General features: G+C 63.6%; 26 protein-coding genes and 1 tRNA gene. 17 read left to right on the top strand and 10 right to left on the bottom strand.

Annotated features, from left to right (window positions below; translation table 11 throughout):
- The first annotated feature begins 3 nt into the window (after positions 1-3).
- Both ACE3OO_RS07645 and ACE3OO_RS07640 read left to right on the top strand, forming a co-directional pair.
- Positions 4-636, top strand: a complete 633-nt coding sequence (locus ACE3OO_RS07645) for a flavin reductase family protein (protein WP_374301434.1) — start codon at positions 4-6, stop codon at positions 634-636.
- Positions 637-670: 34 nt separating this feature from the next.
- Positions 671-1648 carry a DUF6282 family protein gene (locus tag ACE3OO_RS07640; protein WP_374301432.1) on the top strand — a complete coding sequence of 326 codons (978 nt, stop codon included), beginning with the start codon at positions 671-673 and terminating at the stop codon, positions 1646-1648.
- A gap of 10 nt (positions 1649-1658) precedes the next feature.
- Here the strand turns inward: ACE3OO_RS07640 and ACE3OO_RS07635 are convergent, their stop codons facing one another.
- The 4 genes from ACE3OO_RS07635 to ACE3OO_RS07620 all read right to left on the bottom strand — a co-directional run bounded on the left by ACE3OO_RS07635 (position 1659) and on the right by ACE3OO_RS07620 (position 5917).
- The gene (locus ACE3OO_RS07635; protein WP_374301430.1) at positions 1659-2879 is read right to left on the bottom strand and encodes an NAD(P)/FAD-dependent oxidoreductase; all 1221 of its coding nucleotides are present in this window, start codon (positions 2877-2879) and stop codon (positions 1659-1661) included.
- 86 nt (positions 2880-2965) lie between these two features.
- Positions 2966-3925: a hypothetical protein gene (locus tag ACE3OO_RS07630; RefSeq protein ID WP_374301428.1), complete on the bottom strand. Its 960-nt coding sequence runs from the start codon at positions 3923-3925 to the stop codon at positions 2966-2968.
- Between the two features lie 23 nt (positions 3926-3948).
- Positions 3949-4941 carry a zinc-dependent alcohol dehydrogenase family protein gene (locus tag ACE3OO_RS07625; protein WP_374301426.1) on the bottom strand — a complete coding sequence of 331 codons (993 nt, stop codon included), beginning with the start codon at positions 4939-4941 and terminating at the stop codon, positions 3949-3951.
- A gap of 4 nt (positions 4942-4945) precedes the next feature.
- Positions 4946-5917: a Bug family tripartite tricarboxylate transporter substrate binding protein gene (locus tag ACE3OO_RS07620; protein WP_374301424.1), complete on the bottom strand. Its 972-nt coding sequence runs from the start codon at positions 5915-5917 to the stop codon at positions 4946-4948.
- Positions 5918-6060: 143 nt separating this feature from the next.
- Between ACE3OO_RS07620 and ACE3OO_RS07615 the strand changes: the two genes are divergently transcribed.
- From ACE3OO_RS07615 to ACE3OO_RS07600, 4 genes are all read left to right on the top strand, one after another.
- Positions 6061-6774, top strand: a complete 714-nt coding sequence (locus ACE3OO_RS07615) for a GntR family transcriptional regulator (protein WP_374301422.1) — start codon at positions 6061-6063, stop codon at positions 6772-6774.
- A gap of 72 nt (positions 6775-6846) precedes the next feature.
- The gene (locus ACE3OO_RS07610; RefSeq protein WP_374301420.1) at positions 6847-7713 is read left to right on the top strand and encodes a fumarylacetoacetate hydrolase family protein; all 867 of its coding nucleotides are present in this window, start codon (positions 6847-6849) and stop codon (positions 7711-7713) included.
- Positions 7714-7727: 14 nt separating this feature from the next.
- Positions 7728-8306, top strand: a complete 579-nt coding sequence (locus ACE3OO_RS07605) for an amino acid synthesis family protein (RefSeq protein ID WP_374301418.1) — start codon at positions 7728-7730, stop codon at positions 8304-8306.
- A gap of 102 nt (positions 8307-8408) precedes the next feature.
- Positions 8409-9653 carry a hypothetical protein gene (locus ACE3OO_RS07600; protein WP_374301416.1) on the top strand — a complete coding sequence of 415 codons (1245 nt, stop codon included), beginning with the start codon at positions 8409-8411 and terminating at the stop codon, positions 9651-9653.
- Positions 9654-9656: 3 nt separating this feature from the next.
- Here ACE3OO_RS07600 and ACE3OO_RS07595 read toward each other — a convergent pair whose 3' ends face one another.
- The gene (locus ACE3OO_RS07595; protein ID WP_374301414.1) at positions 9657-11039 is read right to left on the bottom strand and encodes a PLP-dependent aminotransferase family protein; all 1383 of its coding nucleotides are present in this window, start codon (positions 11037-11039) and stop codon (positions 9657-9659) included.
- Between the two features lie 157 nt (positions 11040-11196).
- Here ACE3OO_RS07595 and ACE3OO_RS07590 point away from each other — a divergent pair, with 157 nt between their 5' ends.
- The 4 genes from ACE3OO_RS07590 to ACE3OO_RS07575 all read left to right on the top strand — a co-directional run bounded on the left by ACE3OO_RS07590 (position 11197) and on the right by ACE3OO_RS07575 (position 15518).
- Positions 11197-12516 carry a hydroxymethylglutaryl-CoA reductase, degradative gene (locus ACE3OO_RS07590; protein ID WP_374301412.1) on the top strand — a complete coding sequence of 440 codons (1320 nt, stop codon included), beginning with the start codon at positions 11197-11199 and terminating at the stop codon, positions 12514-12516.
- 50 nt (positions 12517-12566) lie between these two features.
- Entirely contained in the window at positions 12567-13607 is a 1041-nt protein-coding gene (dctP, locus tag ACE3OO_RS07585) for a TRAP transporter substrate-binding protein DctP (RefSeq protein ID WP_374301410.1), read from the top strand.
- 67 nt (positions 13608-13674) lie between these two features.
- A complete protein-coding gene (locus ACE3OO_RS07580) occupies positions 13675-14208 on the top strand; it encodes a TRAP transporter small permease subunit (protein ID WP_374301408.1) in 534 nt (177 codons plus the stop codon).
- Positions 14205-15518, top strand: coding sequence for a TRAP transporter large permease subunit (locus tag ACE3OO_RS07575; protein ID WP_374301406.1), 1314 nt, complete (start codon positions 14205-14207; stop codon positions 15516-15518). The genes ACE3OO_RS07580 and ACE3OO_RS07575 overlap by 4 nt, the downstream gene beginning before the upstream one ends.
- An 18-nt stretch (positions 15519-15536) precedes the next feature.
- Here the strand turns inward: ACE3OO_RS07575 and ACE3OO_RS07570 are convergent, their stop codons facing one another.
- A complete protein-coding gene (locus tag ACE3OO_RS07570; RefSeq protein ID WP_374301404.1) occupies positions 15537-16100 on the bottom strand; it encodes a PilZ domain-containing protein in 564 nt (187 codons plus the stop codon).
- A gap of 268 nt (positions 16101-16368) precedes the next feature.
- Between ACE3OO_RS07570 and ACE3OO_RS07565 the strand changes: the two genes are divergently transcribed.
- From ACE3OO_RS07565 to ACE3OO_RS07555, 3 genes are all read left to right on the top strand, one after another.
- Entirely contained in the window at positions 16369-17496 is a 1128-nt protein-coding gene (locus ACE3OO_RS07565; protein WP_374301402.1) for a pentapeptide repeat-containing protein, read from the top strand.
- A gap of 149 nt (positions 17497-17645) precedes the next feature.
- Positions 17646-18836 carry a pentapeptide repeat-containing protein gene (locus ACE3OO_RS07560; protein WP_374301400.1) on the top strand — a complete coding sequence of 397 codons (1191 nt, stop codon included), beginning with the start codon at positions 17646-17648 and terminating at the stop codon, positions 18834-18836.
- 226 nt (positions 18837-19062) lie between these two features.
- Positions 19063-20283 (top strand): pentapeptide repeat-containing protein, encoded by a 1221-nt coding sequence (locus ACE3OO_RS07555; RefSeq protein ID WP_374301398.1) that lies wholly within the window; start codon positions 19063-19065, stop codon positions 20281-20283.
- Between the two features lie 67 nt (positions 20284-20350).
- Here the strand turns inward: ACE3OO_RS07555 and ACE3OO_RS07550 are convergent, their stop codons facing one another.
- A complete protein-coding gene (locus ACE3OO_RS07550; protein ID WP_374301396.1) occupies positions 20351-21814 on the bottom strand; it encodes a catalase in 1464 nt (487 codons plus the stop codon).
- A gap of 220 nt (positions 21815-22034) precedes the next feature.
- On the opposite strand from ACE3OO_RS07550, the gene ACE3OO_RS07545 reads away from it, so the two are divergent.
- Complete coding sequence (locus ACE3OO_RS07545; protein WP_374301394.1) at positions 22035-22604, top strand: PAS domain-containing protein; 570 nt, start codon at positions 22035-22037, stop codon at positions 22602-22604.
- A gap of 21 nt (positions 22605-22625) precedes the next feature.
- Here ACE3OO_RS07545 and ACE3OO_RS07540 read toward each other — a convergent pair whose 3' ends face one another.
- Entirely contained in the window at positions 22626-22889 is a 264-nt protein-coding gene (locus ACE3OO_RS07540; protein WP_374301392.1) for a hypothetical protein, read from the bottom strand.
- A 307-nt stretch (positions 22890-23196) separates the two neighbouring features.
- Here ACE3OO_RS07540 and ACE3OO_RS07535 point away from each other — a divergent pair, with 307 nt between their 5' ends.
- The gene (locus ACE3OO_RS07535) at positions 23197-23559 is read left to right on the top strand and encodes a hypothetical protein (protein ID WP_374301390.1); all 363 of its coding nucleotides are present in this window, start codon (positions 23197-23199) and stop codon (positions 23557-23559) included.
- A 9-nt stretch (positions 23560-23568) separates the two neighbouring features.
- Here the strand turns inward: ACE3OO_RS07535 and ACE3OO_RS07530 are convergent, their stop codons facing one another.
- Positions 23569-24174 carry a PAS domain-containing protein gene (locus ACE3OO_RS07530; RefSeq protein WP_374301388.1) on the bottom strand — a complete coding sequence of 202 codons (606 nt, stop codon included), beginning with the start codon at positions 24172-24174 and terminating at the stop codon, positions 23569-23571.
- Positions 24175-24311: 137 nt separating this feature from the next.
- A tRNA-Thr gene (locus ACE3OO_RS07525) sits at positions 24312-24386 on the bottom strand.
- A gap of 257 nt (positions 24387-24643) precedes the next feature.
- On the opposite strand from ACE3OO_RS07525, the gene ACE3OO_RS07520 reads away from it, so the two are divergent.
- Together ACE3OO_RS07520 and ACE3OO_RS07515 are read left to right on the top strand one after the other, a co-directional pair.
- On the top strand, positions 24644-25228 hold the full coding sequence (locus ACE3OO_RS07520) for a CYTH domain-containing protein (RefSeq protein ID WP_374301386.1): 585 nt from the start codon (positions 24644-24646) through the stop codon (positions 25226-25228).
- A complete protein-coding gene (locus ACE3OO_RS07515; protein ID WP_374301384.1) occupies positions 25212-25409 on the top strand; it encodes a hypothetical protein in 198 nt (65 codons plus the stop codon). The genes ACE3OO_RS07520 and ACE3OO_RS07515 overlap by 17 nt, the downstream gene beginning before the upstream one ends.
- Positions 25410-25417 lie beyond the last annotated feature (8 nt).

Raw genomic sequence — 25417 nt, 5'->3', positions numbered from 1 at the left:
GCCATGCAGGAAATCCGTCCTGCCGATCTTTCGGGCGAAGCTGCCTATAAACTGCTGTGCGCGGTCGTCGTGCCACGACCGATCGCCTGGATCAGCACCAGGTCTGCATCCGGTTTATCAAATCTAGCGCCATTCAGCTGCTTCACGTTCGTTTCACACCGTCCGCCGATGCTGGGTGTCAGCATTGGACGGCGGGCCGACGGCTTCAAGGATACGGCGCGCAATATCCACGAGACGCAGGAATTCGTTGTCCATATCGGCGATGAGACCCTGCTGGATTCCCTGCATCGCAGCGGAGCGGAATATCCACCCGAGGTCAGCGAAGCCGAGCAGCTCGGACTCGAACTACTGCCCAGCAAGCTGGTGGCACCCATGCGGGTGGCGCAGGCGCCGATCGCCATGGAGTGCCGGCTGCACAAGGTGGTCGATTTCGGCAACAACCAATTCTTCGTCGGCGAGATCCAGCTGTTTCATATCCGTGAGGGTCTCGCCGTGGACAACAAGATCGACACCGCCCGTCTGCGTCCCGTCGCGCGGTTGGGCGGGCCGAATTATTCGACACTCGGCGAAATCATCGGCATGACGCCGCAGGCTGAACAATCCGGCCCACGGAAAAGCACCGTCGGCTGGGGCTAGGCGCGGTCAACACCAAAAAGCAGGAGATACGGCAATGAGCGGCGATCCTATTCTTACCTTTTCCAAAACCGTCGAAGAATATTCCGATGCGCCCGAATCGGTGATCGCGGACATCCTGCGCGGCGCCGTAGACCTGCATTGCCATAGCGGCCCGTCAGTAATGCCGCGCTCGCTGGACCATCTGCAGGCGATCCTGGAGGCCCAGGATGCGGGCATGCATGCGATCCTGTTCAAGGATCATTACTACTCCGTGACGCCGGTGGCGAAATATATCGAAGAGACCATGCCCGATCTGCGGCTTAATCTGCTGACCGGCGTGGCGCTCAACAACACGGTCGGCGGGCTGAATCCCTATGCGGTCGACCATATGCTCAAGCTGGGCGGGCATATCGTGTGGATGCCGACCTTCAGCGCCGCGAACCATCTGCGTCACGGCCACCGCCATGTCATCCTGCCGACCAAAGAGAGAATGTTGCAGCCCACCGGCCTGTCGGTCGTCACCGACACGGGCGAGCTGAAGGAGGAGGTCAAGCCGATCCTCGACATGATCGCCGAATCCGACTGTGTGCTGTCGGCCGGCCATCTGCATATAAGCGAGATCTGGCCCCTGTTCGATGAGGCCAAGAAACGCGGCGTGAAACGCCTGCTCGTCAATCATCCAACCTTCGTGATCGATGCGAATCTGCGCGACATCAAGGAACTGGCCGATATGGGCGCCTATATCGAACATTCCTTCTGCATGTTCATCAACGAGACCTACAACAAGAAATTCACCGGCGAGCAGCTTAAACAACTGATCGAAGCGGCCGGCGTCGAGCGTACGATCCTGGGATCGGATCTTGGCCAGGCCAAGAACCCGCATCCGGTCGCGGGCTTCCGCTCCGTTATCCGGCTCTGTCTCGGGCTCGGCTACAGTGAAGCAGATATCCGCAAGATGATCGGTCTGAATGCCTGTCGGCTGATGGGCCTGCCCGAGCCGCAGCAGGCCGCGTCGGCCGCCGCTGGCAGCTAAAATTCGCCGCTTAGGCGGGGTGCGCCTGCCGCAGCCAGCGCAGCACGCCATGGCCGGCGGCAACGCCGGTGGCCATGCAACCCTGCAGCAGGTACCCTCCGGTCGGCGCTTCCCAGTCCAGCATCTCGCCGGCAACGAACACGCCCGGCCGTTTGCGCAGCATCAGATGCTGGTCCAGTTCATCGAGCGCGATGCCGCCGGCGGTCGAGATGGCGCGCGCCAGCCCGAAAGGCGCGGTCAATCGTAGCCGCAGGCCACGCACCAGCGTTTCCAGAGATGCGGTACTGCCGCCGTGCAAGGCCTCCTGTATCAGGCCAATCGCCACCGGCGGCAGATTGATCTGCTTGCGCAGGAAATTGGCCAGCGACGCGCCACGTCGCGGCTGGCTCAGTTTTTCGTGCAGCTCGGCGTCGTCCATGTCGGGCCGCAGGTCGATCAGCAGCTCTGCCGCGCCATCGCGTGCGATGGCATCGCGCAGCCGCGCCGACAGGGCATAAATTGCGCCGCCTTCGATGCCCTGTGCGCCGATCATTGCCTCGCCGCGGATCGTCTGGCCGGCAAAGCTGAGGGCGATGCGTTTCAGCGGGCTGCCGGCATGGCGGCTGCGGAAATGCTCCGACCAATCGACATGAAAGCCGCAATTGGCCGGTTGCAGCGGTGTTATCGCGATATCGGACAACAAAGTGGCCCAGGTGCCATCGGCGCCCAGGCGTGGCCAGGAAGCGCCGCCCAGTGCCAGCACAGTGGCATCGGCGGCATAGATGCCGCCATCGGCGAAGCGCAGGGTACCATCGGCAGCCCAGCCGGCCCATTCCGCGCGGGGCTTCAGCGTCACGCCCAGGTCGTTCAATCGTGTCAGCCAGGCGCGCAGCAGGGGGCTGGCCTTCATCGCGCGGGGGAAGACGCGGCCGCTGCTGCCCACGAAGGTCGGCTGGCCCAGCGCTTCGCACCATTGCACCAGGGCGGAGGGCGGAAAGGCCTCCAGTGCCGTGCGCATCCAGCCTTCCGCCGCGCCGTAACGCGTGTGGAACCGCTCGATCGCCTCGGAGTGGGTGATGTTCAGGCCGCCGCGTCCGGCCATCAGCAGCTTGCGGCCCACACTGGGCATGCGCTCGAACACCGTCACCGCGACGGTATCGCCGCCCTCGCGCGCGATCACCTCGGCCGCCATCAGGCCGGCTGGCCCGCCACCGATGATGGCAATGCGCTGTGGAGAAGGGTTTGTGCTCATGTCGCCCGCAGGGGCCGGTCCGCGCCGGCTGCCCAGCTTGATGGCACAGAATGCGCGTTATTGCACCCCTTCGGCGGTGTTGGGCCTCAACGGCTGGCGGCGTCGCGGAAGGCCTGGGGAGCCTGCGGGCCCCATTGCGAATGCAGGCCAGTACTCTTGGGGTGACGGCGGAAGGGATGCGCGTCATTCAGCACGTCGGTATCCGTCCAGTGCTCGTGCACGCGGCCCCAGGGGTCGAGCCAGTAGTCGAAGATCTGGCTGCCGAGGGTATGGCGGCCCAGGCCCCACAGATGCAGGTCGGGGTATTTGCGCATCATCGCATCGTGGCCAACGGCCAGGTCGTCGATATCCTGCACCTCGAACGAGACATGGTTGAGACCGGATTTCTGGTGGCGACCGAACATCATCACGTGGTGATCCACATAATCCGGCCCGGCATCGACGCGATTGAAGCTGGCCAGCAGCAGGTTCGGATCGTCCTCGGCATGCACGTCGTCAGACTTCACGATGCCCAGATGTCGGTGCGCCCAGGCCACCGACTTCTCGATCTCGGGTGTCGAGATCACGGCATGACCGATGCGCTTGACCCGGCAGGGCCGATGCTCGACGCGCTGCAGGGCGCCTTCGCGTGCCTGTTTGGCATAACCGAAATTCAGGGCCACCGGCTCCACGGGCAGGGCTGCCACCTCCTGCACGCCCCATACGACCTCGATGCCCATGCCGTTATGCTCGGTCAGCCGCACGCGCTTGCCGCCGCCGGGTTCGTCGATGTCTTCCACCGGCGAAACGCCATCGCCTTCGCGTGAAAGCTTGTGCAGGTCGTCAAGCGATCGCGCCCAAAAGGCGATGCACAGCACGGCCGGATCACCTTTTTCTGTGATATGGATGTGGTGCACCGGATCCGTGCCGCGCATATACAGCGCGTTGGCCGTGCGTTCGGCCCGCACAAGGCCGAATGCAGTAAGATATTCTTCCTGCATGTCGAGGTCGGGAGAGCGCAGCCTGATCCAGGCGATGTCTTTGATGCGGATGATCGGTTCGACCATGGGAAATCCCCGTTAACGAAATATCACGGCTTCAGCAGAATCTTGCCCAACACGTTGCCCTGCTCGATGCACCGGTGCGCCTCGGTCGCCTCGCTCAGCGGCAGGGTCAAGCCAACGGCCGGGCGGATGGCGCCGGCATCCAGCAGGCTGATCACGTCGGTCATCAGTTTGCGCCGGCGCTCGGGTTCGGCATCGTAGCTGTGCATCGAGAAGCAGCGCAGCGTCAGGCTCTTCGACAGCAACGCGCGCATCTCGGCGAATATGTTCGCTTCTGGCGCTCCGGCAACCGCGTTATAGGAAACCACGCAGCCCCAGGGCGCCAGCATCTTCAGGCTGTCGATCAGGCCGGCGCCGCCGACATGATCCAGTACCAGATCGACGCCACGGCCGGCGGTGATGTCCAGCACGCGTTGCAGCACAGGCTCGAGCCTGTAGTTGATCACATGTTCTGCGCCTTGCCGGCGCGCGAAAGCGGCCTTGTCGGACGAACTCACGGTGCCGATCACACTCATGCCCAGATGACGGGCGAGCTGCACGGCCGCGCTGCCCACGCCGCCCGCCGCGCCGGCGATGAAAATACTGTGCGGGATGCGCTGTCCGCGGCTTTCCTGCAGCATGGCCCAGGCCACCTGGTAATTGGGCAGGCAGGCGGCGGAATCGAGGTCGATGCCGGCCGGCAGGCGATAGGGTGCCGTGGCCGGCACCAGCAGATATTCGGTATAGCAGCCGCCGCGCTGCTTCAGGTCGCGCGCCGTCACCAGCACGCTGTCGCCCACGGCCAGCGCTGTCACATCCGGTCCGATGGCGGCGATCGTGCCGGTCATGTCGCTGCCCGGGCTGGTCGGCAGGGGAGGCATCCATTTGTAGACGCCGGTGCGGATCAGCACGTCGGGCCAGCCGACGCCGATGGCGGCGGCTCGCACCACCACTTCACCCGGGCCGGGTGCTGGAATCGGCTGCTCCACCGTTTCCAGCACCTCCGGGCCGCCAGTGCGTCGGATGACGACTGTTTTCACGCGCTCACTCCTGCTGAGGAATGTTGGCTTTCTTGATCACGTCGGTCCAGCGCGCGGCTTCGCGTGCCACCATCGCCTTCATTTCCTCCGGCGTGCTGCCCTGGGCGTCGCCGCCCACCACTTCTTCCAGCCGCGTCTTCACCTCCGGCCGCGCCAGCGCCTGTTGCACCGTAGCGTTCAGCTTGGCAACGATATCCTTAGGCGTGCCCTTGGGCGCGAACAGACCGGCCCAGGTGCGCACGTCAAAGCCCGGGATGCCGCTTTCCGCCACGGTTGGCACATTTGGCATGTCGCGGAGCCGCGTCGGCGAGCTGACAGCCAATGCCTTCAATTTGCCGGCCTTGAGCTGGGGCGCCACCGTTACTGTGGTGGCAATGATGATCGGCAGTTCACCACTCAGCAGACCGGTGAAGGCAGCCGCCTCGCCGCGATAGGGGATGTGGTTCCACTGGATGCCGGCCATTGAAGCCAGCAATTCGCCGGTCAGGTGATGGGTGGAGCCGACGCCGGCTGAACCGTAATCCAGCTTGCCAGGCTTGCTTTTGGCCAGCGCGACCAGGCCCTTGATGTCATTGGCTTCGAAATCCGGCCGCGCCGCGATGGCGAAGGCGTAATAGACGACAGTCGAGATCATCTCGAAGCTGTCGACCGGATGGAAGGGCAGGCTCTTGTACAGGCCAGCCGAGACGGCATGGCCGCCAGTCGGCAGGCCAAGGGTGTAGCCATCAGGCGCTGCTGTGGCCACCACGCGCGAGGCGGTGTTGCCGCCGGCCCCGGTGCGCTGCTCAACAATCACCGGCTGTTTCAGGATCTCAGACATCGGCTGGGCCAGGATGCGTGAAATCGCATCGGCCGTGCCGCCCGCCGCAAAGCCGTGGATCAGGGTGATCGGCCGCGAGGGGTAATCCGAGGCGATGGCCGGGCCGGCCAGCAGGGCGGCGCCCAGCAGGGCGCCGGCGAAGCGATGTAATGCCATGTGTTTCCTCTCCTTTTTAAGTTTTTCTCACGCGCCGCCTATCTGTGTGGCGTCGTTTAATATTTGCATTAAGACTGATTTTATGCATAATGTCCATAACAATGCATTATCATCCTGCAGTAGTCCCGACATAGACTGAACCGATGGAACCCACCGTCACCGTCCCGCGCCCCGATGCCGAAACCACCCTGGTCGAAAAGGCCTATGCCGTGCTGCGCCAGGCCATCCTGCGTGGCGAGGCCCTCCCGGGTGAAAAGCTGAAGATCGAGGTGCTGCAGAAGGAACATGCGATTTCCAGCTCGCCGCTGCGCGAGGCGCTGAACCGCCTCACCGCCGAGGGCCTGGTGACGGCCGAGGGCAATCGCGGTTTCCGCGTCGCGCCGATCTCGCTGGAAGATCTGCAGGATATCGTGGCGATGCGTGTGATGCTGGAGCGCGAGGCCATCGAGGCGTCTATCGCCCAGGGCAACGATGAATGGGAGGCCCGCATTGTCGCAGCCTTCTATAGGCTGGAGCGCGAGGAGAAGCGCATCACCGGCGACGGCGCGCCGCTGTCGGAGGAGTGGAGCGAGCGCCATCGCGATTTTCACATGGCGCTGCTGTCGGGCACGAATTCGCGCCGTCTGATCAATCTCTGCGCCAGCCTGTTCGATCAGGCCGAACGCTATCGCCGCCTGTCGGCCATCTATCGCAAGCGGCCGCGCAATAAGACCTCGGAACATCGCCGCCTGATGGAAGCCGCACTGGCCCGCGATGCGGCGCTGGCCACCGAACTGCTGCGCGAGCATGTCGAAAAGACCGCGCAGAACGTCATGACCGCCATGAAGACACAGGCGCTCGCCGCGCCGGTTTCATAACAGCGGGTTCATTCATCCGCCGGTACGGCCCGGCCTTCTTCACGTCACACAAGCATTGCGGAGCAAACGTCTATGAAGCTGGCCTCCTTCACCTATCAGGGGCGGGAATCCTGGGGCGCGGTCCAGGGCGACAGGATTGTCGATCTCGGCCGTCATTTCGGCGGCAAATATCCGGCGCTGGCCGATTTCATCGCCAGCGCCGATTTTGCCGGTCGCGACCGCATCGTGCAGGGCCTGGCCGCCGATATCCCGGTTTCCGCCATCAGTTTCCTGCCCGTCATCCCGCGGCCGGAAAAGATCGTCTGCCTGGTACGCAACTACATGGACCATCACCAGGAAGTGCTGGCCGCCGGCATGCATCGCGAATTGTCGGAGTTTCCGCCGATTTTCCTGCGCGTCTGGCGCTCGCAAGTGGGCCATGGCCAGCCGATCATCCGGCCGAAGGTGTCGGAACAACTCGACTGGGAAGGCGAGATGGCACTGATCATCGGCAAGGGCGGCCGCCACATCGCGCCGGCCGATGCCTACAGTCATATCGCCGGCTATGCCTGCTACAACGATGCCAGCATCCGCGAGTGGCAGTTCCATGCCAAGCAGATCGCTGCGGGCAAGAATTTCGTCGGTACCGGCGCTTTCGGCCCCTGGATGGTGACGGCGGACGAAATCCCCGAGCCGGAGAACCTGAAGCTGGAGCTGCGGCTGAACGGCAAGACCGAGCAGTCGTCGAATACCAGCAACCTGATCTTCAAGATTCCCACCATCATCAACTACTGCTCGACCATCTTCGATCTGGTGCCGGGCGACGTGATCGTGACCGGCACGCCGGCCGGAGTGGGCTGGAGCCGCAAACCGCCGCATTTCATGAAGCATGGCGACGTGGTGGAGGTCGAGATCGAGAAGATCGGCATCCTGCGCAATCCCGTCGTCAACGAAGCCTGAGCGCGGAGGCCGCCATGTGGAAGGTGCGCAAATACGTCACGGCCGTCGAGGAAGTGCTGCATGACCGTGGTCCGGATCTGAAAGTGCCATTGCGCATCGGTACCGCTGCCGTTGTCGTGCAGAATCCCTATGCCGGCCGATATGAGGAAAACCTGCTGCCCGGCATGGAGGCCCTGAACGAGCTGGGCCGCGAGGTGGCGCGCCGTCTGCTCAAGGCGCTGGAGGCGCAGCCGGCGGAGATCGAGGCCTATGGCAAGGGCGCCATCGTCGGAGCCGACGGCGAACTGGAACACGGTGCCATGTGGCATCCTTCGGGCGGCTGGGGCATGCGCGCGATCCTGGGTGACACCAAGGCGATTGTGCCGGCGGGCAAGATGGTCGGTGCGGTCGGCGCGCGGCTGATGATGCCGCTGGGCCATGTGAATGCCGCCTATGTGCGATCGCATTTCCATACTGTCGGCGTCAGCATCGACGATGCGCCGCGCGCCGACGAGATCGTCTATGCGCTCGGCATGGCCACCGGTGGCCGACCCCATGCCCGGCTGGGCGGCCTGGCGGCGAGCGAGATCAAGGGCGTCGACGGCCTGCGCTGAGTCCTGCGGCGGCAAGGCAGCCGGGGCTTGCCTCCGGCCGCGTTGCCGGATTCAATCTGGCGGCCAGTATCCATCAGCCGCCGGACCTATCCGCTTTTCTGCATGACCGCACCCGACCAGCCCTCCGACAGCGATCCGCTGCTGCGGCGCAATTTCAGCCTTGGCATCGCCAATGGCACGCTGGTCGATGCCAGCGACCAGATCGCATCGCCCAATATCGTCGTGCCGTGGCTGCTGCATGCGTTGGGCGCGTTTCCCTTCGTGGTCTCGGCCGCCGTGCCGCTGGTACGGCTCGGCCAGCTAGCCGCCAGCCTCGCGCTGGGTCCGGCGGTGGTACGGGCGCCGCAGGCAAAGCTGCTGGTCGGGTTCGCCACTTTCGGCAAGGCCATCGCACTGGGCGGCATGGCACTGGCCGCCTGGCTGCTGCCGCCGCTGCTCGCCATTGCCACCATCGTCATTCTGCTGCTCCTGGTTGGCCTGGCCAATGGGCTGGGCGGCCTGGGGTTCCGTCAATTGGCGGCCAAGGCGATCCCGGTGCACCGGCGCGGTGCATTGCTGGCGCTTCGTCTTGCCGCTGGCGGCCTGCTCACCGTTGCATTGCTGGTCATGTTCTACAGCCAGCATACCGCGCCGCGCAGCATCGACGGTTATGGCTGGAAGCTGCTGATCGCCGCTTTCTGCCTTGTGCTCGGCGCATTGGCGATCCTGTTGTTTTTCGAAAGCCGCGGCGCGGCGGCCGGAACACGGCTGCCCTCGCTCGCCGATGGGTTTCGGCTTGCCGGCCGCTCGCGTTGGTATCGTTCGTATCTGCAGATGCGCGCCGTGGCGCAGAGTATTGACATGACGGTGCCCTTTTTTGCCATTCATGCCGCCAATGTCACCGGCGCGGCCCATGCGCTGGGCCTGTTCGTGGCCGCTTCCACGCTCGGCGGTGCGTTGGCCGGTCTGCTGCTGGCGCGTATCCTGGACCGGCATGTGGAACTGGTGTTGCGCGCCGCTCCCGTGCTGGCGCTGTTGGCCGCCGGTTATGCGTTGCTGCTCGATCTGCATCTGGGCTGGCGCACGGCGGAAGCCTATGCGCCGGTTTTCTTTGTTGCCGCCGTGGCCGGGCAATCCTACTGGCTGGCCTGCGACACCCTGGCCCTGCGCAACCTCCAACTCGACGAACTGCCGGCCGGCAGCGGCCTGGCGGCAGCAGTTGCCAGCGTGGCGGCGATGCTGATGGCGCTGGTCTTCGGCGCGGTGGCGCATTCCACCCATGTCCTGGTCGCCATCGGCCTGCTCGGCATCCTGCTGATGGGCGGCATGCTCAGCATCGGGCGGGTGATCGCCGCCGCGAAAAACTGAGGCTCAAACCGCTCCTTCGCAGGCGCTGCGCATGAAATCCAGGAAGGCCGGATCGTCGGCATAGGCGACATTGATGCGCAAAGCCGGCCGATGCGCCTCGCGGTCCAGCGTGAAGATCGAACTCGGCGCCAGGAAAATGCCGTCCTCCGAGGCGCGGCGGGCCAGCGCAACATCGTCGACGCCTTCGGGCAGTGGGCACCACAGGTAATAGCCGCCGGCCGGTGCGCTGAAATCCCTCAGGCCGATCGCGGCCAGGTCTGTCATCGCCTGGCTGGAGGCGCGGGTCACGCGCTCGCGCAGGCGGTTCAGGTGGTGGCGGTAATGCCCGTCGGCCATCAGGTCGTGGATCAGGCGTTCGACATAACCTGAACTGTTCACCACGGTCAGCATCTTCACGTCGGTGAGCGAACGGATCAGGGCCGGCGCCGCGGCGATATACCCGGTGCGCAGGCTGGCCGACAGTGTCTTGGAAAACGTGCCGACATAGATGACCCGTTCCAACTGATCGAGTGTCGCCAGCCGCGCCGTGATCGGCGGCAGCAGATCGGCGAAAGGATCATCTTCCACCAGGATCATGCCGAGCCGTTCGGCCTGCTGCAGCAGGCGATGGATGCCGGCCGGTGTCATCGAGGTACCGGTCGGATTATGCGCCAGGGTCTGGGTGAAAAACAGGCGTGGGCGATATTGCGCCGCCTTGGCCTCCAGGTCTTCCGGATCTGGGCCGTCGGCCGTGCGCCGCACGCCGATCACGTTGGCGCGTGCCAATCGCAGCTTGCCGAACAGCGGATAATAACCGGGGCTATCGACCAGCACGGCATCGCCCGGCTCGATGAAATGCCGCACGATCAGGTCCAGCGCATGGTTGGCGCCGAAGGTGAGCAGTATCTGTTCGGCAGTCACATGGATCGAGCGTTCGATCAGCCGGCCGGCGATCATTTCGCGCAGTGGGCCATAACCCTGCGGCGCGCCGTAACCATGTTCGATGCGTTCGCCACCGCGCATGCTGGGGCGCAGATGGCGGCCGAGTTCGGAACCCTCCATCCACGCCGCCGGCGGGCGGCCATCGCCCACGCGCACGGCATAATGCTGGTTGAGTTGTTCGCGCAGCAGCGACACCAGATCGATCGCCTCGCTGACATGGGCGGGTCGGATCGCCGCCGATGCCTTCGGTCGCGGCCGCGCCACATAAAAACCCGATCCGCGCTTGGGTTCCAGGTAGCCTTGCGCCACCAGCCGGTCATAGGCCTCGACCATGGTGTTTTTCGATACGCCGAACTCGGTGGCGGCCTGGCGCACCGAACCCAGTCGCGTGCCCGGCACCAGATGCCCACGTTCCACCTGCTGGGCGATGTTGCGGGCGATCTGCTCCGCCCTGGCGATCCGCATGATGCTGGCTCCTGCTAAACTGTACCAGTAATTTCACAAGTACAGTTGATCGGACAATAGCGCCAATTGTCCCTTGTTTAAAAGGGCATGCACCGCGATTTTGGGCCGTCATCAGGGCCGCGCCGGCACAGGCAGCGGCCAAATGGAGGAAACACCGATGAGCAAGGCGGTCTCTGCCAATGCGGCAGGGCGAAGTGTCAATTCGCGTATCGAGAATTACCGCAACATGACGCCCGCGCAGCGTCTGGCGGCGCTGGCGGATGCTGCGGGCCTGAGCGATGCCGACCGTGCCCTGCTGGCCGCGCCCGGTGCCCTGCCGGTGGAGCGCGCCAACGGCATGATCGAGAATGTGGTTGGCACCTTCGAGCTACCCTTTGCCGTTGCCACCAATTTCCAGATCAACGGGCGCGACTATCTGATCCCCATGGCGGTGGAGGAACCCTCCATTGTCGCCGCCGCCTCCTACATGGCGCGCATCGCGCGTGGCTGTGGCGGTTTCGAAACCTCGTCCACCATGCCGATCATGCGCGCCCAGGTGCAGGTGATCGGCCTGTCCGATCCCCATGGCGCGCGGCTGCAGATCCTGGCCGCCCGCGACGATATCCTCGCCGCCGCCAATGCGCGCGACAAGGTGCTGGTCGGCCTAGGCGGCGGCTGCCGCGACATCGAGGTGCATGTCTTCCCGCAGACGCCGCGCGGACCCATCGTGGTACTGCATCTGCTAGTCGACGTGCGCGATGCCATGGGCGCCAACACGGTGAACACCATGGCTGAGACGGTGGCCCCCATCGTCGAGCGCATCACCGGTGGCAACGTGCGGCTGCGCATCCTGTCCAACCTGGCCGACCGCCGCCTAGCGCGCGCCCGCGTCAGCCTGACGGAAGACGCGCTGGCGACCAAGGAATTCTCCGGCCGCCGCATCATCGACGGCATCCTGGATGCCTATACCTTCGCTGCCGTCGATCCTTATCGTGCCGCCACCCACAACAAGGGCATCATGAACGGCATCGATCCCGTGGTGGTGGCCACCGGCAACGACTGGCGTGCCATCGAGGCCGGCGCCCATGCCTGGGCGGCGCGCGGTGGGCATTACACCTCACTCACCACCTGGGAACTCAGCAACGACGGCCGCCTGGTCGGCACGCTGGAAATGCCCATGGCGCTGGGTCTGGTCGGCGGCGCCACCAAGACGCATCCGCTGGCTCAACTGGCGCTGCGCATCCTCGGCGTCGCGACGGCGCAGGAACTGGCCGAGATCACGGTCACCGTCGGTCTGGCGCAGAACATGGCCGCCCTGCGTGCGCTGGCCACCGAAGGCATCCAGCGCGGTCATATGGCGCTGCATGCCCGCAATATCGCCATCGTTGCCGGCGCCACCGGCGAGGAGATCGACAAGGTCGCCGCCGAACTGGCCGCCAGCCATGACGTGCGCACCGACCGCGCGGCCGAAATCCTCGCCCGTCTGCGCAAGGCCTGACATCACGCGTAGCATTACTTAAGAAAAACAATCCAATGGAGGAAACTGGAATGACGATCAATCGACGCAAGCTGCTCGGCTCGGGTGCCACTCTGGCGGCAGTCGCCACTTTCGCAGCCGCGACACCTGCCCTGGCCCAGAGCGGTGCCGTGAAATGGCGCATGCAGTCGCTGTGGGATCCGGGCACCACGCCGCAGAAATTCGAGGAGCGTTTCGTCAAGCGCGTGGCCGAGCTGACTGGCGGCAAGTTCGCCATCGAGCTGTTTGCCGGCGGCCAGATCGTGCCGGCGGCACAGGCCTTCGATGCCGTGCGCGGCGGCGCTTTCGAGATGATGAAGACCTTCGACGGCTACGAGGCCGGCAAGATCCCCGCCTTTGCCTTCACCAGCACGATTCCGTTTGGTTTCCCTGAATCCGACCAGTATGAAGCCTGGTTCTACGAGATGGGCGGACTGGATATGGCCCGCGAAGCCTATGCGCCGGCCGGCCTGATGTATATCGCGCCGACCATCTACGGCCAGGAGCCGATCCACGCCAAGATGCCGATCACCAAGATCGCCGACCTGGCCGGCAAGAAAGGCCGCTTCGTCGGTCTGGCCTCGGCCGTGATGGGCGCCTTCGGCGTCAGCGTCTCGCCGCTGCCGACCGGCGAAGTCTATTCGGCGCTCGACAAGGGTGTGATCGACATCGCCGACCGCGGCGACCTGACCGCCAATTTCGAGGCCGGCATCGCCGAAGTAGCCAAGCATGTTGTGCTGCCCGGCGTGCATCAACCCACCACGGCCACCAGCTACGTCGCCAATCGCGGCGCCTATGAAAAGCTGCCGGCCGAATTCAAGGCGGCGCTGGCCGTTGCGGCGCGCGAAATCTCGTCCAGCCTGCGCCAGCATATCCTGGTGCAGGACGCGCTGGTGCTGGAGAAGTACAAAGCCAAGGGCTGCACCATCCACACCTTCGATCCGGCCGACATCCTCGCCAACCGGCCCAAGGCCGTGGCGGCCTGGCAGGCGGCGACCAAGGACAACGCACTGGCCAAGAAGATCCTGGACAGCCAGGTTGCCTTCATGAAGCGTCTCGGCGTATTGGCTTAAATCGCGTCCTGCGGCGGGTGCCAGTCGGCATCCGCCGCTTTTTTTCTCCAGTTCATCGGGAGAGCCCATGCCGCCCGTCATCGCCGGCTTCGTCGGCGCCGTCACCGCCGTCAACCGCGCGGCCTTTTATTTCGCCATCCTGCTGATCTATCTGATCGTGCCGGTCATGCTGATCGATGTGGCGATGCGTTATGCTTTCAATGCGCCGACCGTCTGGGGCATGGAGCTGGCCGTGCTGCTGTTCGGGCCGTATTTTCTGCTGGCCGGCCCCTATGTGCTGCACCAGAAGGGGCATGTGGCGATGGATCTGCTGCGCCAGCGCCTGAATGTGCAGGCCGATCGCCTGGTCGAGCTGGTCAATCTGCCGATCATCGTCGCCTTCTGCGCCATCCTGCTCTGGTTTTCGCTGCCGGCAGCCATCGATTCCTTCAACTATGGCGAAACCTCCTTCTCGGCCTGGAATCCGCCGATCTGGTGGACCAAGGCGGCGGTGCCGCTGTCGCTCGTGCTGATGCTGCTGCAGGCGCTGGCCGAATTCCTGCGCGTGCTGTTCCGTGCGCCGGGTACCGCCGGCCTGCATCATGAGGAGGCCGCGCTGTGAACTCGACCGCCATCCTCATCCTGATGTTCGGCGGTCTGACGCTGTTCATGCTGACCGGCCTGCCGATCGCCTTCGTGCTGGGCGGCCTGTCGCTGCTGATCACTGTGCTGTTCTGGAATCCCCAGGCGGTGATCATTCTGGTGCTGCAGATTTTCGACACCATGAAGTCCGAGGCCCTGCTGGCCATTCCGCTTTACATCCTGATGGCGGCCCTGCTGTCGCGTTCAGGCGTGATCGAAAAACTCTACCGCGCCATGGAATTGTGGTTTGGTCGCCTGCGCGGGGGCCTCGCCGTCGGCACGGTGGTGATCTGCGTGATCATGGCGGCGATGACCGGCGTGGTCGGCGCCGCCGTCACGGCCATGGGCATGCTGGCCCTGCCCGAGATGCTGCGCCGTAAATACAGCCCCGAACTTGCCACCGGCACGATCTGCGCCGCCGGCACGCTGGGCATTTTGATTCCGCCCTCGGTGCTCACCATCGTCTATGCCGTTACTGCCCAGGTCTCGATCGGCAAGATGCTGATTGCCGGCCTGGTGCCCGGCCTGATCCTGGCGGCGCTTTACATCATCTATATCATCCTGGTGGCCTGGCTGAAGCCCGGCGCCGCGCCGTTGCGCGAGGATTACGCGCCGGCGCCGCTGCGCCAGCGGCTGGCCGCCCTGAAGGCGCTGGTGCTGCCCGGCCTGCTGATCCTGTTGATCCTCGGTTCGATCTTCCTTGGCATTGCCACGCCCACCGAAGCGGCGGCCGTGGGTGTGTTCGGCGCGCTGATCGCCACCGCGATCGAGCGGAAGCTGAATGTCGATGCGCTGGTTTCGGCGGCGGCCGATACCGGCAAGGCCACGGCGATGATCCTGTGGATCACCATCGGCGCCAAGGCCTATGTGGCGATCTTCACCGGCCTGGGCGGCGCGGATTCCCTGCTGGGCATGATCAAGTCGCTGGAGGTCGGGCCTTATGTGATCCTGGCCGTGATGCTGCTGATCCTGATTTTTCTCGGCACTGTGCTGGACGAGATCGGCATTATTCTGCTCACCGTGCCGGTTTTCATCCCGATCGTGAAATTCCTCGGCTTCGACGAAATCTGGTTTGGCGTGCTCTATGCCATCACGATCCAGATGGGCTATATTTCCCCGCCCTTCGGCTACACGCTGTTCTATATGAAGGGTGTGCTGCCCAAGGCGCTGCATATGGGCATTGTCTATCGCGGGATCGTGCCCTTCTTCCTGCTGCAGGGCGCGGGCCTGCTGATCGCCATGGCCTTTCCCGGCCTGATGACGGTCTTGCCGCGCCTCATGGAAAACTAGGCGGAAAACCCAAACGCGTTATTTGCGCTTGGCCTCGGGCTTGGATGTCACTACATGGGGGCGTCCGGCGCTGAGCATCAGCAGGGCCATGTCGTCCAGATCGGTCGACAGCCGGCCCAGGGTCACGCCGCCAGCATGCATCAGGCAATGCACGCCCAGGTCGCTCACCGCCTTCACCGTGGCAGCCACCGGCTTGGTCTCGTTGGCCAGATAGAGCTTGATGCGGCTGTCGGGTTTCAGCGCGATACGCGGCGCAAACAGGCAGCCTTCCAGCGACAGGTTGGTGACAGTGCCTTCGGTGACGCCGCCGGCATGTTCCAGTTTCGCCGCGATGCGGGTGTCTCGCCGGTCGAACCGGCGCCGGTTGGAGGGCGGCGCTTTCCTGGCGGCGCTTTTGCGCGGGCTCGCTGCTTTCGGTTTGCCAGTCTTGGTTTTCGGCTTTGCAGTTTTGGCTTTGGGCTTTACCGCCTTCGCTTTGGCGCCTGCCAGCGTCTTTGCCTTGGCGTTGGCCTTGCCGGTTTTGGCCTTGCTGGTTTTGGCCTTGCTGGGCTTGCGGGTCGCTTTGCGGCTTGCGGCGGCCATAACGCGCGTCTCTCCTGTATCTCGCGTCACAGTAGCGGCACTGCCGGGAAGAGGGAAGGGTGAATAACGGCTTGTCTGTATGACAAAAGCATGGCGATGCCGCCGCCGATTATCTAAAGTGGCAACAGATGTACCCGAACGATCATAGAAAATAGCTGCCATGTCCGCGCGGATCCCGCCGGAGCCCGTCGTCTGGGCCTTATCGCGTCACAGCGCCTATCTGAACAGCCGCCCCGGTGGAGTCCGGATGCAGCGGCGCAGCGAGGACATGTCCGATCTCAAGCTTGATGGCGCAGTGCTGGATGATGCCATCCTGCCCGGCTGCAGCTTTGCTGGTTCCTCGCTGCAATCGGCGCAGTTCCTGCGCGCCGATCTGTTTGGCAGCGATTTCACCCATGCCGACCTGACCCGCACGATGTTCGACCGGGCTGATCTGCGCGGCGCCAATTTCCTTATGGCGACTCTGAAGCAGACCTCGTTCCGCCAGGCCGATCTGCGCCCCGGCCAGATCGTGCGCCATGAAAAGGAAGGCGAGGAGAAACCCGAAGACGTGCCTGTGAATATGTCCGGTGCGAACCTGGATGAAGCCAATCTGGGCCATGCCCATATGGATCAGGCGAATTTAAGCAATTCCAGCGCGGTCGGCGCCACTTTCGTCGGCGCCTCGCTATTCGCCGTCAATCTCACCGGTGCAGATCTGTCGGGTGCCGATTTCTCCGGTGCGCGGCTGAAGGATACCACTTTCGTCGGTGCCAATCTGGACGGCGCCAAGCTGGCCGGCTGTGACTTGCGTGGTGCCAACCTGCGCAGCGTGGATCTCACCGGCGTCGATCTTACGGGCGCCAACCTGCAGGGCGCGGTTTATCGCAGTCAGGTGCAATTGCCGGCCGAGATCGAAGCCAAGATGGCTGCCCACGGCAAGTGGATTGCCTCCAATGGCCTGTCCGGTGAACGCGCGGTGTTCAGCAACATGAAGCTGCCCGGCGTGGATTTCTCCAGCTGCGACCTGCGCGCCGCTATTTTCCACGATACCAACCTGGCCGGCGCCTACTTCACCCGCAGCCAGCTTCTGTTTGCCAGCTTCATCGGTGCCGATCTGCGCAAGGCGAATTTCGACCAGGCCAGCCTGGGCGGTGCCAATTTCTCCGGGGCGCTGCTGGCCGGGGCGGTGTTCCGCGGCGCCCAGCTTGTCGGGGTGGAAATCTTCAATGCGCTCAATCAGCGGACCGGCAAGACCATCTTTCCACGATTTGACAATGCCGATCTGACCGGGGTCGATCTGCGTGGCGCCGTCGTCGAAGGCATTGATTTCTCTAGTACTATTTTTGAAAAAGTGAATATCGGCGGAGCCGATCTGCGGCAATGCACCGGCATGCGCGGCACCAAGCGCGGCTGAATTTCCAGCCTCAGAATTGTAAGGCTCAGATCAGATTGCAGTTTGTGGTTGCTTGATGGTCGCTCGGTGCACTAGCTTTCGGGGGCATTTACCATCAGCCGTTGTTTTTTATGCAAGACCGTTCTCTTCCTTCACACGATATTCAGGTTGTGCTGTCCCGCCATGCCGCCTATCTGGCTGGCCGGCCCGGCGGGGCCCGCCTTCAGCAGCCGGGTGGGCTGTATGCCAATCTGCGGCTCGATGGCGCCATGCTCGACGATGCTATCCTGGCGCGCGCCACCTTCGGCAACGCCTCGTTGGCCGGCGTGCAGTTCCGCCGTGCCGATCTTTTCTGCGCTGATTTCCAGAATGCCGACCTGACCCGCGGCGTGTTTGACCGCGCCGACCTGCGCGGTGCCAACATGGGCCGCGCCATTCTGCGTCATGCCTCGCTGTCGCAGGTCGATCTGCGGCCGGGACAGATCATGCTGGCGGAAACCAACGAGAGCAAACAGGTCAACGCCAACCTCGACGGCGCCAAGCTGGATGGTGCCGATTTCAAGAATTCGCAGATGGACAATGCCAGCATGGCGGTGTCGTCGGCGGTTGGCACTTCGTTTGGCAATGCCAGCATGTTTGCTGTCAATCTGGCGGGTGCCGATCTGTCGGGCGCCAATCTGGCCGGCGCGAAGTTGAAGGATGCCAACCTGATCGGGGCCAACCTGGCCGGTGCCAAACTGAAAGGCTGCGATCTGCGCGGTGCCAACCTGCGCAATGTCGATCTGTCCAAGGTGGATACCGACGGCGTGGCCCTGCAGGGCGCAGTCTATCGCAAGGGCGATGCGCTGCCTGATGATATCGAAGCCCTGTTGAAGGCGCACAGCACCTGGATCGCCACCAATGGTGCCGACGGCGAACGTGCCATCCTCAGCCAGCGCAATCTCGACGGCTGCAATTTCGGCGGCTGCGATCTGCGCGGCGCCGAATTGCAGGGCGCTTCGCTGCAAGGTGCCGACTTTTCGAATGCACAAATGATGTTCGCCAGCTTTGCCGGGGCCAATCTCGACAAGGCCTGTTTCGACATGGCCGACCTGTCGGGCACCAATTTTTCCCGCGCCAATCTGGGCGGCAGCCGCTGGCGCAGTGCGCGCGTCGTCGGCGTCGATCTCTACAACGCCCGTAATCAGCGGACTGGCAAGGTGATCTATCCGCGCTTCGACGAAAGCGACCTGACCGGCGCCGACCTGCGCGGTGCCGTTCTGGAAGGGATCGATTTCTCGACCGCGAAACTGGACAAGGCCAACCTTCAGGGGGCCGATCTGCGGCAATGCACGGGCATCGCTCCCGGGCGCACGAGTTGATCCCCCAAGGGGACGCGGCCGGCCAAGGTAGGGCTGGTCTGTAGGCGGATTTTCCAAGGTTAACGGATATCAACTCCCTGCCGGGGCGGCCGGCTGGCTAAGGTGCCCGGGATATTTGCCCGAAGGGGCAGCCATAAATCGCCTTGCAGCTGTTCAGAGGGCTGACGTAATCTAGTTGCTAGAAAATAGTTAACAGCTTTTCTCGCAGAAAGTGGGTATTGCGCCGATGGGCGAGCTGAAATTTCCGTCCCAGCAGATCACGGTCGCCCTGTCGCGCCATGCAGCCTGGGCTGGCGGTCGGTCGGATGGCGAGCGGATTCAGCGCCGCGGCGAGGACCTGTCCTTCCTGCGGTTCGACAATGCCAAGCTGAACGATGCGATCCTGGCGCGCTGCCTCTTCACTGGCAGTTCGCTGGTCAAGGCCGAACTGCGCCGGGCCGACTTATTTGCCGTCGATTTCATGCGCGCCGATCTGTCCGGTGCGGTGCTTGACCGCAGTGACCTGCGCGGCGCCAACATGATGAAAACCATCCTGCGCGGCGCCTCGCTCAACCAGGCCGATCTGCGGCCTGGCCAGATCGTGATCGATGACGGCACCACCAAGGAACGCTCGGCGAATTTGAGCGAGGCCAAGCTGGATGGCGCCGACCTGCGCTCGGCCCAACTCGATGAAGCCAACATGTCCGTGTCCTCGGCGACCGGCGCGAATTTCGCTAATGCCAGCATGTTTGCCGTCAATCTGGCAGGCGCCGATCTCTCGGGCGCCAATCTCACCGCGGCGCGCCTGCGCGATGTGAACCTGCTGGGTGCCAAGCTGGAGGGGGCGTTGCTGCAGGGCGCCGATCTGCGCGGCGCCAATCTGCGGAACGTCGATCTTTCCAAGGTGAATCTCAAGGGCGTCGATCTTTCGCACGCCACCTACCGCAAGACGGCCAGTCTGCCGACCGAGATCGAGGTGCTGCTGCATGCCCATAGCCGCTGGATCGCCACTGGCGGCCAGGAAGGCGCGCGCGCCGTGCTCAGCGGCCGGAAACTGGCAGGCTGCGATTTCTCCAGTTGCGACCTGCGTGGCGCCGAAATGCATGGCAGCGATTTGCAGGGTGCCGATTTCTCCAACGCCCAGTTACTATTCGCCAGCTTCCTCGGCTCTGATTTGAGCAAGGCGAATTTCGACCAGGCCGATCTGGGCGGCGTGAATTTCGCCAACAGCAACCTGGCGGCCGCCACCTTCCGCGGGGCCAAGCTGGTCGGTGCGCCGCTGTTCAGCGCCAGCCATCAGGCCACTGGCCGCACGCTCTACCCGATGATGATGGATGCCGACCTGACCGGTGCCGATCTGCGCGGCGCCGTGCTCGATCATGTCGATTTCAGTCGCGCGAAGCTGGCCAAGGCCAATTTCACCGGTGCCGATCTGCGCGATTGCGCCGGCGTCAGCGGCGCAGCCTGACGGTCCCGAAAAGAAAACGGCCGGCGCATATGCACCGGCCGCATCCTGACCGCAGCGGCAGAGGAGCCTATTCCGCCGCGGCCTTGCCCGTCAGGCCCAGCCGTTCCGCGACACCCGCGCCATAGGCCGGATCGGCCTTGGCGAAATGCGCGATCTGGCGACGCTGGATGAATTCCGGCACCGGGCGCATCGCGCCGGCAATGGCATCCATCAGGCGGGCCTGCTCGGGCGGACTCATCAGGCGGAACAATGCGCCGGCCTGGCTGTAGTCATCGTTGCCGGCGCGATGATCATAGCGATCTGCCGCGCCGCTGATCTTCAGCGGCGGCTCGGTGGCGGCGGCCGATTGCACCGGACCGCTGAAGCTGTTCGGCTCATAATTCGGCCTTGAGCCACCATTGCCATCCACCCGCATCATGCCGTCGCGCTGATAATTGTGGAACGGGCATTTCGGCTGGTTCACCGGGATCTGGGTATGGTTGACGCCAAGCCGGTAGCGATGCGCGTCGGCATAAGCGAACAGCCGTGCCTGCAGCATCTTGTCGGGCGAGGGGCCGATGCCCGGTACCAGGTTGCCCGGCGCGAATGCCGCCTGCTCGATCTCGGCGAAATAGTTCTCCGGATTGCGGTTGAGTTCGATCACGCCCACTTCGATCAGCGGGTAGTCGCCATGCGGCCACACCTTGGTCAGGTCGAACGGATTGTAAGCCGTCTTTTCCGCATCCAGCTCCGGCATGACCTGCACCGACATGGTCCATCGCGGGTATTCTCCACGTTCAATCGCGCCATACAGGTCGGCCTGGGCGCTTTCGCGGTCGACGCCGATGATCTTTTCAGCCTCTTCGCCGGTGATGCTCTTCACGCCCTGGTGGCTGTGGAAGTGGAACTTAACCCAGAACCGTTCATTGGCGGCGTTGATGAAGCTGTAGGTGTGGCTGCCATAGCCGTTCACATGGCGATAGCTCAGGGGCAGGCCGCGGTCGCCGAACAGATAGGTGATCTGGTGCAGGCTTTCCGGGCTCAGGCTCCAGAAGTCCCACATCGCCACCGGATTGCGCAGGTTGGTGCGTGGATCGCGCTTCTGCGTGTGGATGAAGTCGGGGAATTTCAGCGGATCGCGCACGAAGAAGACCGGCGTGTTGTTGCCGACCAGGTCCCAGTTGCCTTCACCGGTATAGAATTTCAGGGCGAAGCCGCGCACGTCGCGCTCGGCGTCGGCCGCGCCGCGTTCACCGGCCACGGTGGAAAAACGCAGCAGCAGATCGGTTTTGCTGCCCGGCTTGAACAGGGCGGCCCTGGTGTAGCGCGTGATGTCCTTGGTTACGGTCAGCGTGCCATAGGCTCCGGAGCCCTTGGCATGTACCACGCGTTCGGGGATGCGTTCGCGATTGAATGCGGCCAGCTTCTCGATCAGATGCACGTCCTGCAGCAGCAGCGGGCCGCGTGCGCCCGCGCTCAGGGAATTCTGGTTGTCGGCAACCGGCGCACCGGCAGCCGTGGTCAGGGTTTGGGGCTGGGTCTTGTCTGACATGGTGGCTCTCCTCACGGGCGGCGGCGGAAGGAGCCCGCGCGCCATGACCGAAGGCTAAGCCGGGTATTTAAATAGAAGAAATTGATTGTTTTGCATATTGTAATCGATCAAATCGATTACAATCGGAGGCCATGCGGAACTTGATTGCGGGTCCGGGCCGATACCAATCATAGTCAACCCGACATTCCCTGAACCCTCCCAGTGGAGCGGGAAGAATTCCATGCGGTTCGCCGAGAAAATCGACGAGGAAGATCTCCGGCAGCTCTATTTTTATTGGCTGTCGAAAAAGACCAGCCGGTTCCCGCCGCCGCGATCGGCCATCGATCCTGGCGAGATCCGCCGGCTGTTGCCATCGCTGTTCATCATCGAAGTCGATCACGAACAGCAGCGCTTCCGCTACCGGCTGGCAGGCGCCGAAGTCGAGGCCCTGGTGCAGACCAAGCTGCATGGCCGCTGGCTGGACGAGGCGTTGCGTTCCCCGCTGCGCGAATTCTTCGATGAAGGCTTCTGCATTGCCGCTTTCGACAAGAAGGTGCATTTCCGGCGCAACACCCTGCACCTCGCCGGGCGGCCGTATATCCGCTATTCGCGATTGCTGCTGCCCCTGTCGGAAACCGGCGAGCGTATCGATCACCTGCTCGGTTGCATCAAGCTGGATGGCGAAATCAACACGCGCAATCCCAGCCAGGTGGAAGAGCACGAAATCACCATCAGCGATGTCGCGACATTCGAACTGGATGCCTACGAGATGCCGCCCGATGGCGTGCAGTTGCGGGACGACGCGCCCTGATGGCCGCGCCGCCCGGCGCGCTCACATTTCCACCTGGCTCCAGGGGATGCTGTGCAGCGGCACGTCTTTCAGTTTGTCGACGAAAGGTTTGGCGCCGATATAGATCGGCGCGAGGCTGACGCCCTTGGCGACCAGGACGACTTCGTCCTTCTTCAGGCGTTGCTTGAAGGCGGCCATCGAGCGTTGGGCCATCTCCGGCGTTGCCACGCCAGCTTCCGAAACCATGATCAAGGTCACAACCTTGCCATCGATTTGGTAATTCACGAACGGATAGCGTTGTGCCATTTTTTTATCTGCTCCCCCGGGATAACACCCCTGCGTGCAGTGGACGTAATCGTATTGCATATTAGGGGAAAACCCTAACAATTTATGATTAATCGCGCTTTACTAAGGTCGATTGCATAGCGGGCGGCTCGGCTCGCGTATCCCTTGCAATTTTTGCCGCCACTCTGTTCGCCGTGCCCGGCTCGTCCCGCCATGTGACCTCCGCCACAAAGCGCTGCGTTCCTGTGGGCCTGTCCCTTGGTGCCGTGCAGGATTGCGCCATCTCTTGTTCCGGCCGAATCAGTCAGGCCGTCGAAGGAGAAAGATCATGATCCGCAAGCTGGGCTATGCCGCCATTCCATTCTTTACGCTCGCCCTGGGCCTGGCGGCCATTTCGCCGGCACAGGCCGGTATGGTCCAGGTAGAGCCGGGTGCCGCCAGTCAGATCGATGTGGGCGATCGCAGCAATTACACCACCATCACCATCAGCAATGCCGGCGCAGTCGCGGGTCGGCTTGAACTGGGCGCGCCGGTCAACCAGACCATCGAAGTGCCAGCGGGCGGCAAGGTCGAATTATACGGTGCCTATGGCCGCGGGCCGGTCAGCGGCAGTTACGTGTCGCTGAAAAACAGTGGCAATGTTCCGCTGCATGTGCTCAGCCGCTACCAGGAAACCGTTCGTCTGCCCTAAAACCACAGGCTAATGCTGCGGCCATGATATCGGCGTGGCCTCCTGCTGCGGCAGGGGTTGGAAACTGTCGCGGTCCAGCGCCAGAAAAAAGCCATCGCGAAATTCGCCGTGCTTGCTGATCTCGCTGATCGAGCGCGGCCGCGCCGGTCTTTCGCTTGGCCACACCTGCACGCTGAAGATCATGGCCGGCTTGTTGGTTTCGCCTTGGCTGAGCGGCAGCATCAGGCGGCGCGTCGCCGCGTAGCCTTCCACATCCCAGCGGAACACGCTTTCCGAATAGACTGGCACGCGCTGGTGGAAGGCTGTCGCGTATATGCGGTTCATATAGTCGCGATAGCTGCCATGCATGATCTCGCCGGTGGTCTTGCCGGTGAAATCATAGGTATAGCGTTCGACATGAGCGGAGCCGACCAGGCGATAGCGCCAGTTCTCTCCCCCGTGCCCATCAGGGCCCGCCGGCTCTGTGATCAGCAGGTTGGGCCATAACGAGGGCGGCAGGTCGAGCGGATCGATATCGGCGCGATCCGGCATCAGGCGGCCACGTCGCCGGGACTGCCAATATGCGGCCACGGTCGTCAGGGCGGGCTGATCGGCGAAGATTGGCTGCGGCGTCATCTCCCCTCTGCACCAATCATCATGACGCAAGCCCAGCGTGCCGCATAGCCAATACAATGCAATCGGGCATCTATCATGCCGCCGGAATGGCCGGGAACCGATAACGTCAGCCGGGACTGGAGCGCCAGGGAGGGAGCTGGTGCTGCTGGCGAGGATTGAACTCGCGACCTCCTCATTACCAATGAGGTGCTCTACCACTGAGCTACAGCAGCCCGGGCCCGCAACGGGAAGCGGCGGGCCGAAACAGACAAGCCGACAGAAGCCTTCAGGGGCCCGGCCGGCGTCGGGCGCGGAAACTGCCACAGCCGGGCAGATCACGCAAGCACGACATAACGACTTTTGGCAAAAGGCATATTTGCCCCTTTTTCCATGATCTTGCCCGAGATCGGTCCTGCGTCCCGCTGCCGCCTTGACGGCACCATAGCAGCTTGGCTATCGCTAGGGCCCCGCCAGCCCCTCCGGAGCCAGTATGATCGGTGCGGAAACTGCCACGGCCGCCGCAGAAATCGAGCGCAAGTTCCTCGTGCGCGATAGCGGCATCGTCGCGGGTCTGGCCGGCACCCCGCTGGTGCAGGGCTATTTCAGCGGTCTGGAAGGCTGGACCCTGCGGCTGCGCACTGCCGGTGACCGGGCCTGGCTGACACTGAAATCGGCCCCATCAGGCATGACGCGGCAGGAAATCGAAAGTCCCGTGCCGTTTGAACTGGCCAGTCGGTTGCTGGCTTCCGTGCCGCCCGATCAGTTGATCAGCAAGATCCGTTACCGCCTGCCGGTGCCGGGGACAGCGCTGGCCTGGGAAATCGACCGTTTCCTCGAGCGCCATCATGGTCTGTGGCTCGCCGAGATCGAACTGCCGCGCGCCGATTATGCCGTCGATCTGCCGGCCTGGCTTGGGCCCGAGGTGACTGGCGATCCGCGTTATCACAATGCCGCCCTGGCGGTTTCGCCCGGCGGTGCCGCGCCGCTGCCGGCGCCGGCCGAATTGCTGGCTCTTGCCCGCCGCCTGCTGGAAGGCGCGCAATCCGGGCGTGATCTGCATGCCGGCGCCGACTAAACGCGACGCACGCCTGGCGCAGAAGCTGCGCTCCAATCTTGCCCGCCGCAAGCAGCAGGTGCGGGGCAGGGCAAGCGATTCCGGCGAAAACGGCCTTGATCAAGAAGCCGACAGGGCCGCCGCCGCTGCATCTCCTGACGATCTGTCGCCAAGCCTTGACCGCGACGACCCGCCCGCGTAAGCCCGCTG

The organism is Ferrovibrio sp., assembly GCF_041906005.1.
GTDB lineage: Bacteria > Pseudomonadota > Alphaproteobacteria > Ferrovibrionales > Ferrovibrionaceae > Ferrovibrio.
Note: the sequence above shows the minus strand (reverse complement) of the source record. Positions and strands in the feature narration are given on the sequence as shown.

Coding starts and splice junctions, on each gene's coding strand:
- ACE3OO_RS07610 (WP_374301420.1), top strand. CDS start 6,847: ATGAAGCTGGCCTCCTTCACCTATCAGGGGCGGGAATCCTGGGGCGCG.
- ACE3OO_RS07580 (WP_374301408.1), top strand. CDS start 13,675: ATGCCGCCCGTCATCGCCGGCTTCGTCGGCGCCGTCACCGCCGTCAAC.
- ACE3OO_RS07595 (WP_374301414.1), bottom strand. CDS start 11,039: ATGCGGATCGCCAGGGCGGAGCAGATCGCCCGCAACATCGCCCAGCAG.
- ACE3OO_RS07640 (WP_374301432.1), top strand. CDS start 671: ATGAGCGGCGATCCTATTCTTACCTTTTCCAAAACCGTCGAAGAATAT.
- ACE3OO_RS07555 (WP_374301398.1), top strand. CDS start 19,063: ATGGGCGAGCTGAAATTTCCGTCCCAGCAGATCACGGTCGCCCTGTCG.
- ACE3OO_RS07550 (WP_374301396.1), bottom strand. CDS start 21,814: ATGTCAGACAAGACCCAGCCCCAAACCCTGACCACGGCTGCCGGTGCG.
- ACE3OO_RS07590 (WP_374301412.1), top strand. CDS start 11,197: ATGAGCAAGGCGGTCTCTGCCAATGCGGCAGGGCGAAGTGTCAATTCG.
- ACE3OO_RS07515 (WP_374301384.1), top strand. CDS start 25,212: ATGCCGGCGCCGACTAAACGCGACGCACGCCTGGCGCAGAAGCTGCGC.
- ACE3OO_RS07635 (WP_374301430.1), bottom strand. CDS start 2,879: ATGAGCACAAACCCTTCTCCACAGCGCATTGCCATCATCGGTGGCGGG.
- ACE3OO_RS07545 (WP_374301394.1), top strand. CDS start 22,035: ATGCGGTTCGCCGAGAAAATCGACGAGGAAGATCTCCGGCAGCTCTAT.
- ACE3OO_RS07565 (WP_374301402.1), top strand. CDS start 16,369: ATGTCCGATCTCAAGCTTGATGGCGCAGTGCTGGATGATGCCATCCTG.
- ACE3OO_RS07535 (WP_374301390.1), top strand. CDS start 23,197: ATGATCCGCAAGCTGGGCTATGCCGCCATTCCATTCTTTACGCTCGCC.
- ACE3OO_RS07520 (WP_374301386.1), top strand. CDS start 24,644: ATGATCGGTGCGGAAACTGCCACGGCCGCCGCAGAAATCGAGCGCAAG.
- dctP (WP_374301410.1), top strand. CDS start 12,567: ATGACGATCAATCGACGCAAGCTGCTCGGCTCGGGTGCCACTCTGGCG.
- ACE3OO_RS07605 (WP_374301418.1), top strand. CDS start 7,728: ATGTGGAAGGTGCGCAAATACGTCACGGCCGTCGAGGAAGTGCTGCAT.
- ACE3OO_RS07540 (WP_374301392.1), bottom strand. CDS start 22,889: ATGGCACAACGCTATCCGTTCGTGAATTACCAAATCGATGGCAAGGTT.
- ACE3OO_RS07630 (WP_374301428.1), bottom strand. CDS start 3,925: ATGGTCGAACCGATCATCCGCATCAAAGACATCGCCTGGATCAGGCTG.
- ACE3OO_RS07620 (WP_374301424.1), bottom strand. CDS start 5,917: ATGGCATTACATCGCTTCGCCGGCGCCCTGCTGGGCGCCGCCCTGCTG.
- ACE3OO_RS07600 (WP_374301416.1), top strand. CDS start 8,409: ATGACCGCACCCGACCAGCCCTCCGACAGCGATCCGCTGCTGCGGCGC.
- ACE3OO_RS07530 (WP_374301388.1), bottom strand. CDS start 24,174: ATGACGCCGCAGCCAATCTTCGCCGATCAGCCCGCCCTGACGACCGTG.
- ACE3OO_RS07645 (WP_374301434.1), top strand. CDS start 4: ATGCAGGAAATCCGTCCTGCCGATCTTTCGGGCGAAGCTGCCTATAAA.
- ACE3OO_RS07615 (WP_374301422.1), top strand. CDS start 6,061: ATGGAACCCACCGTCACCGTCCCGCGCCCCGATGCCGAAACCACCCTG.
- ACE3OO_RS07570 (WP_374301404.1), bottom strand. CDS start 16,100: ATGGCCGCCGCAAGCCGCAAAGCGACCCGCAAGCCCAGCAAGGCCAAA.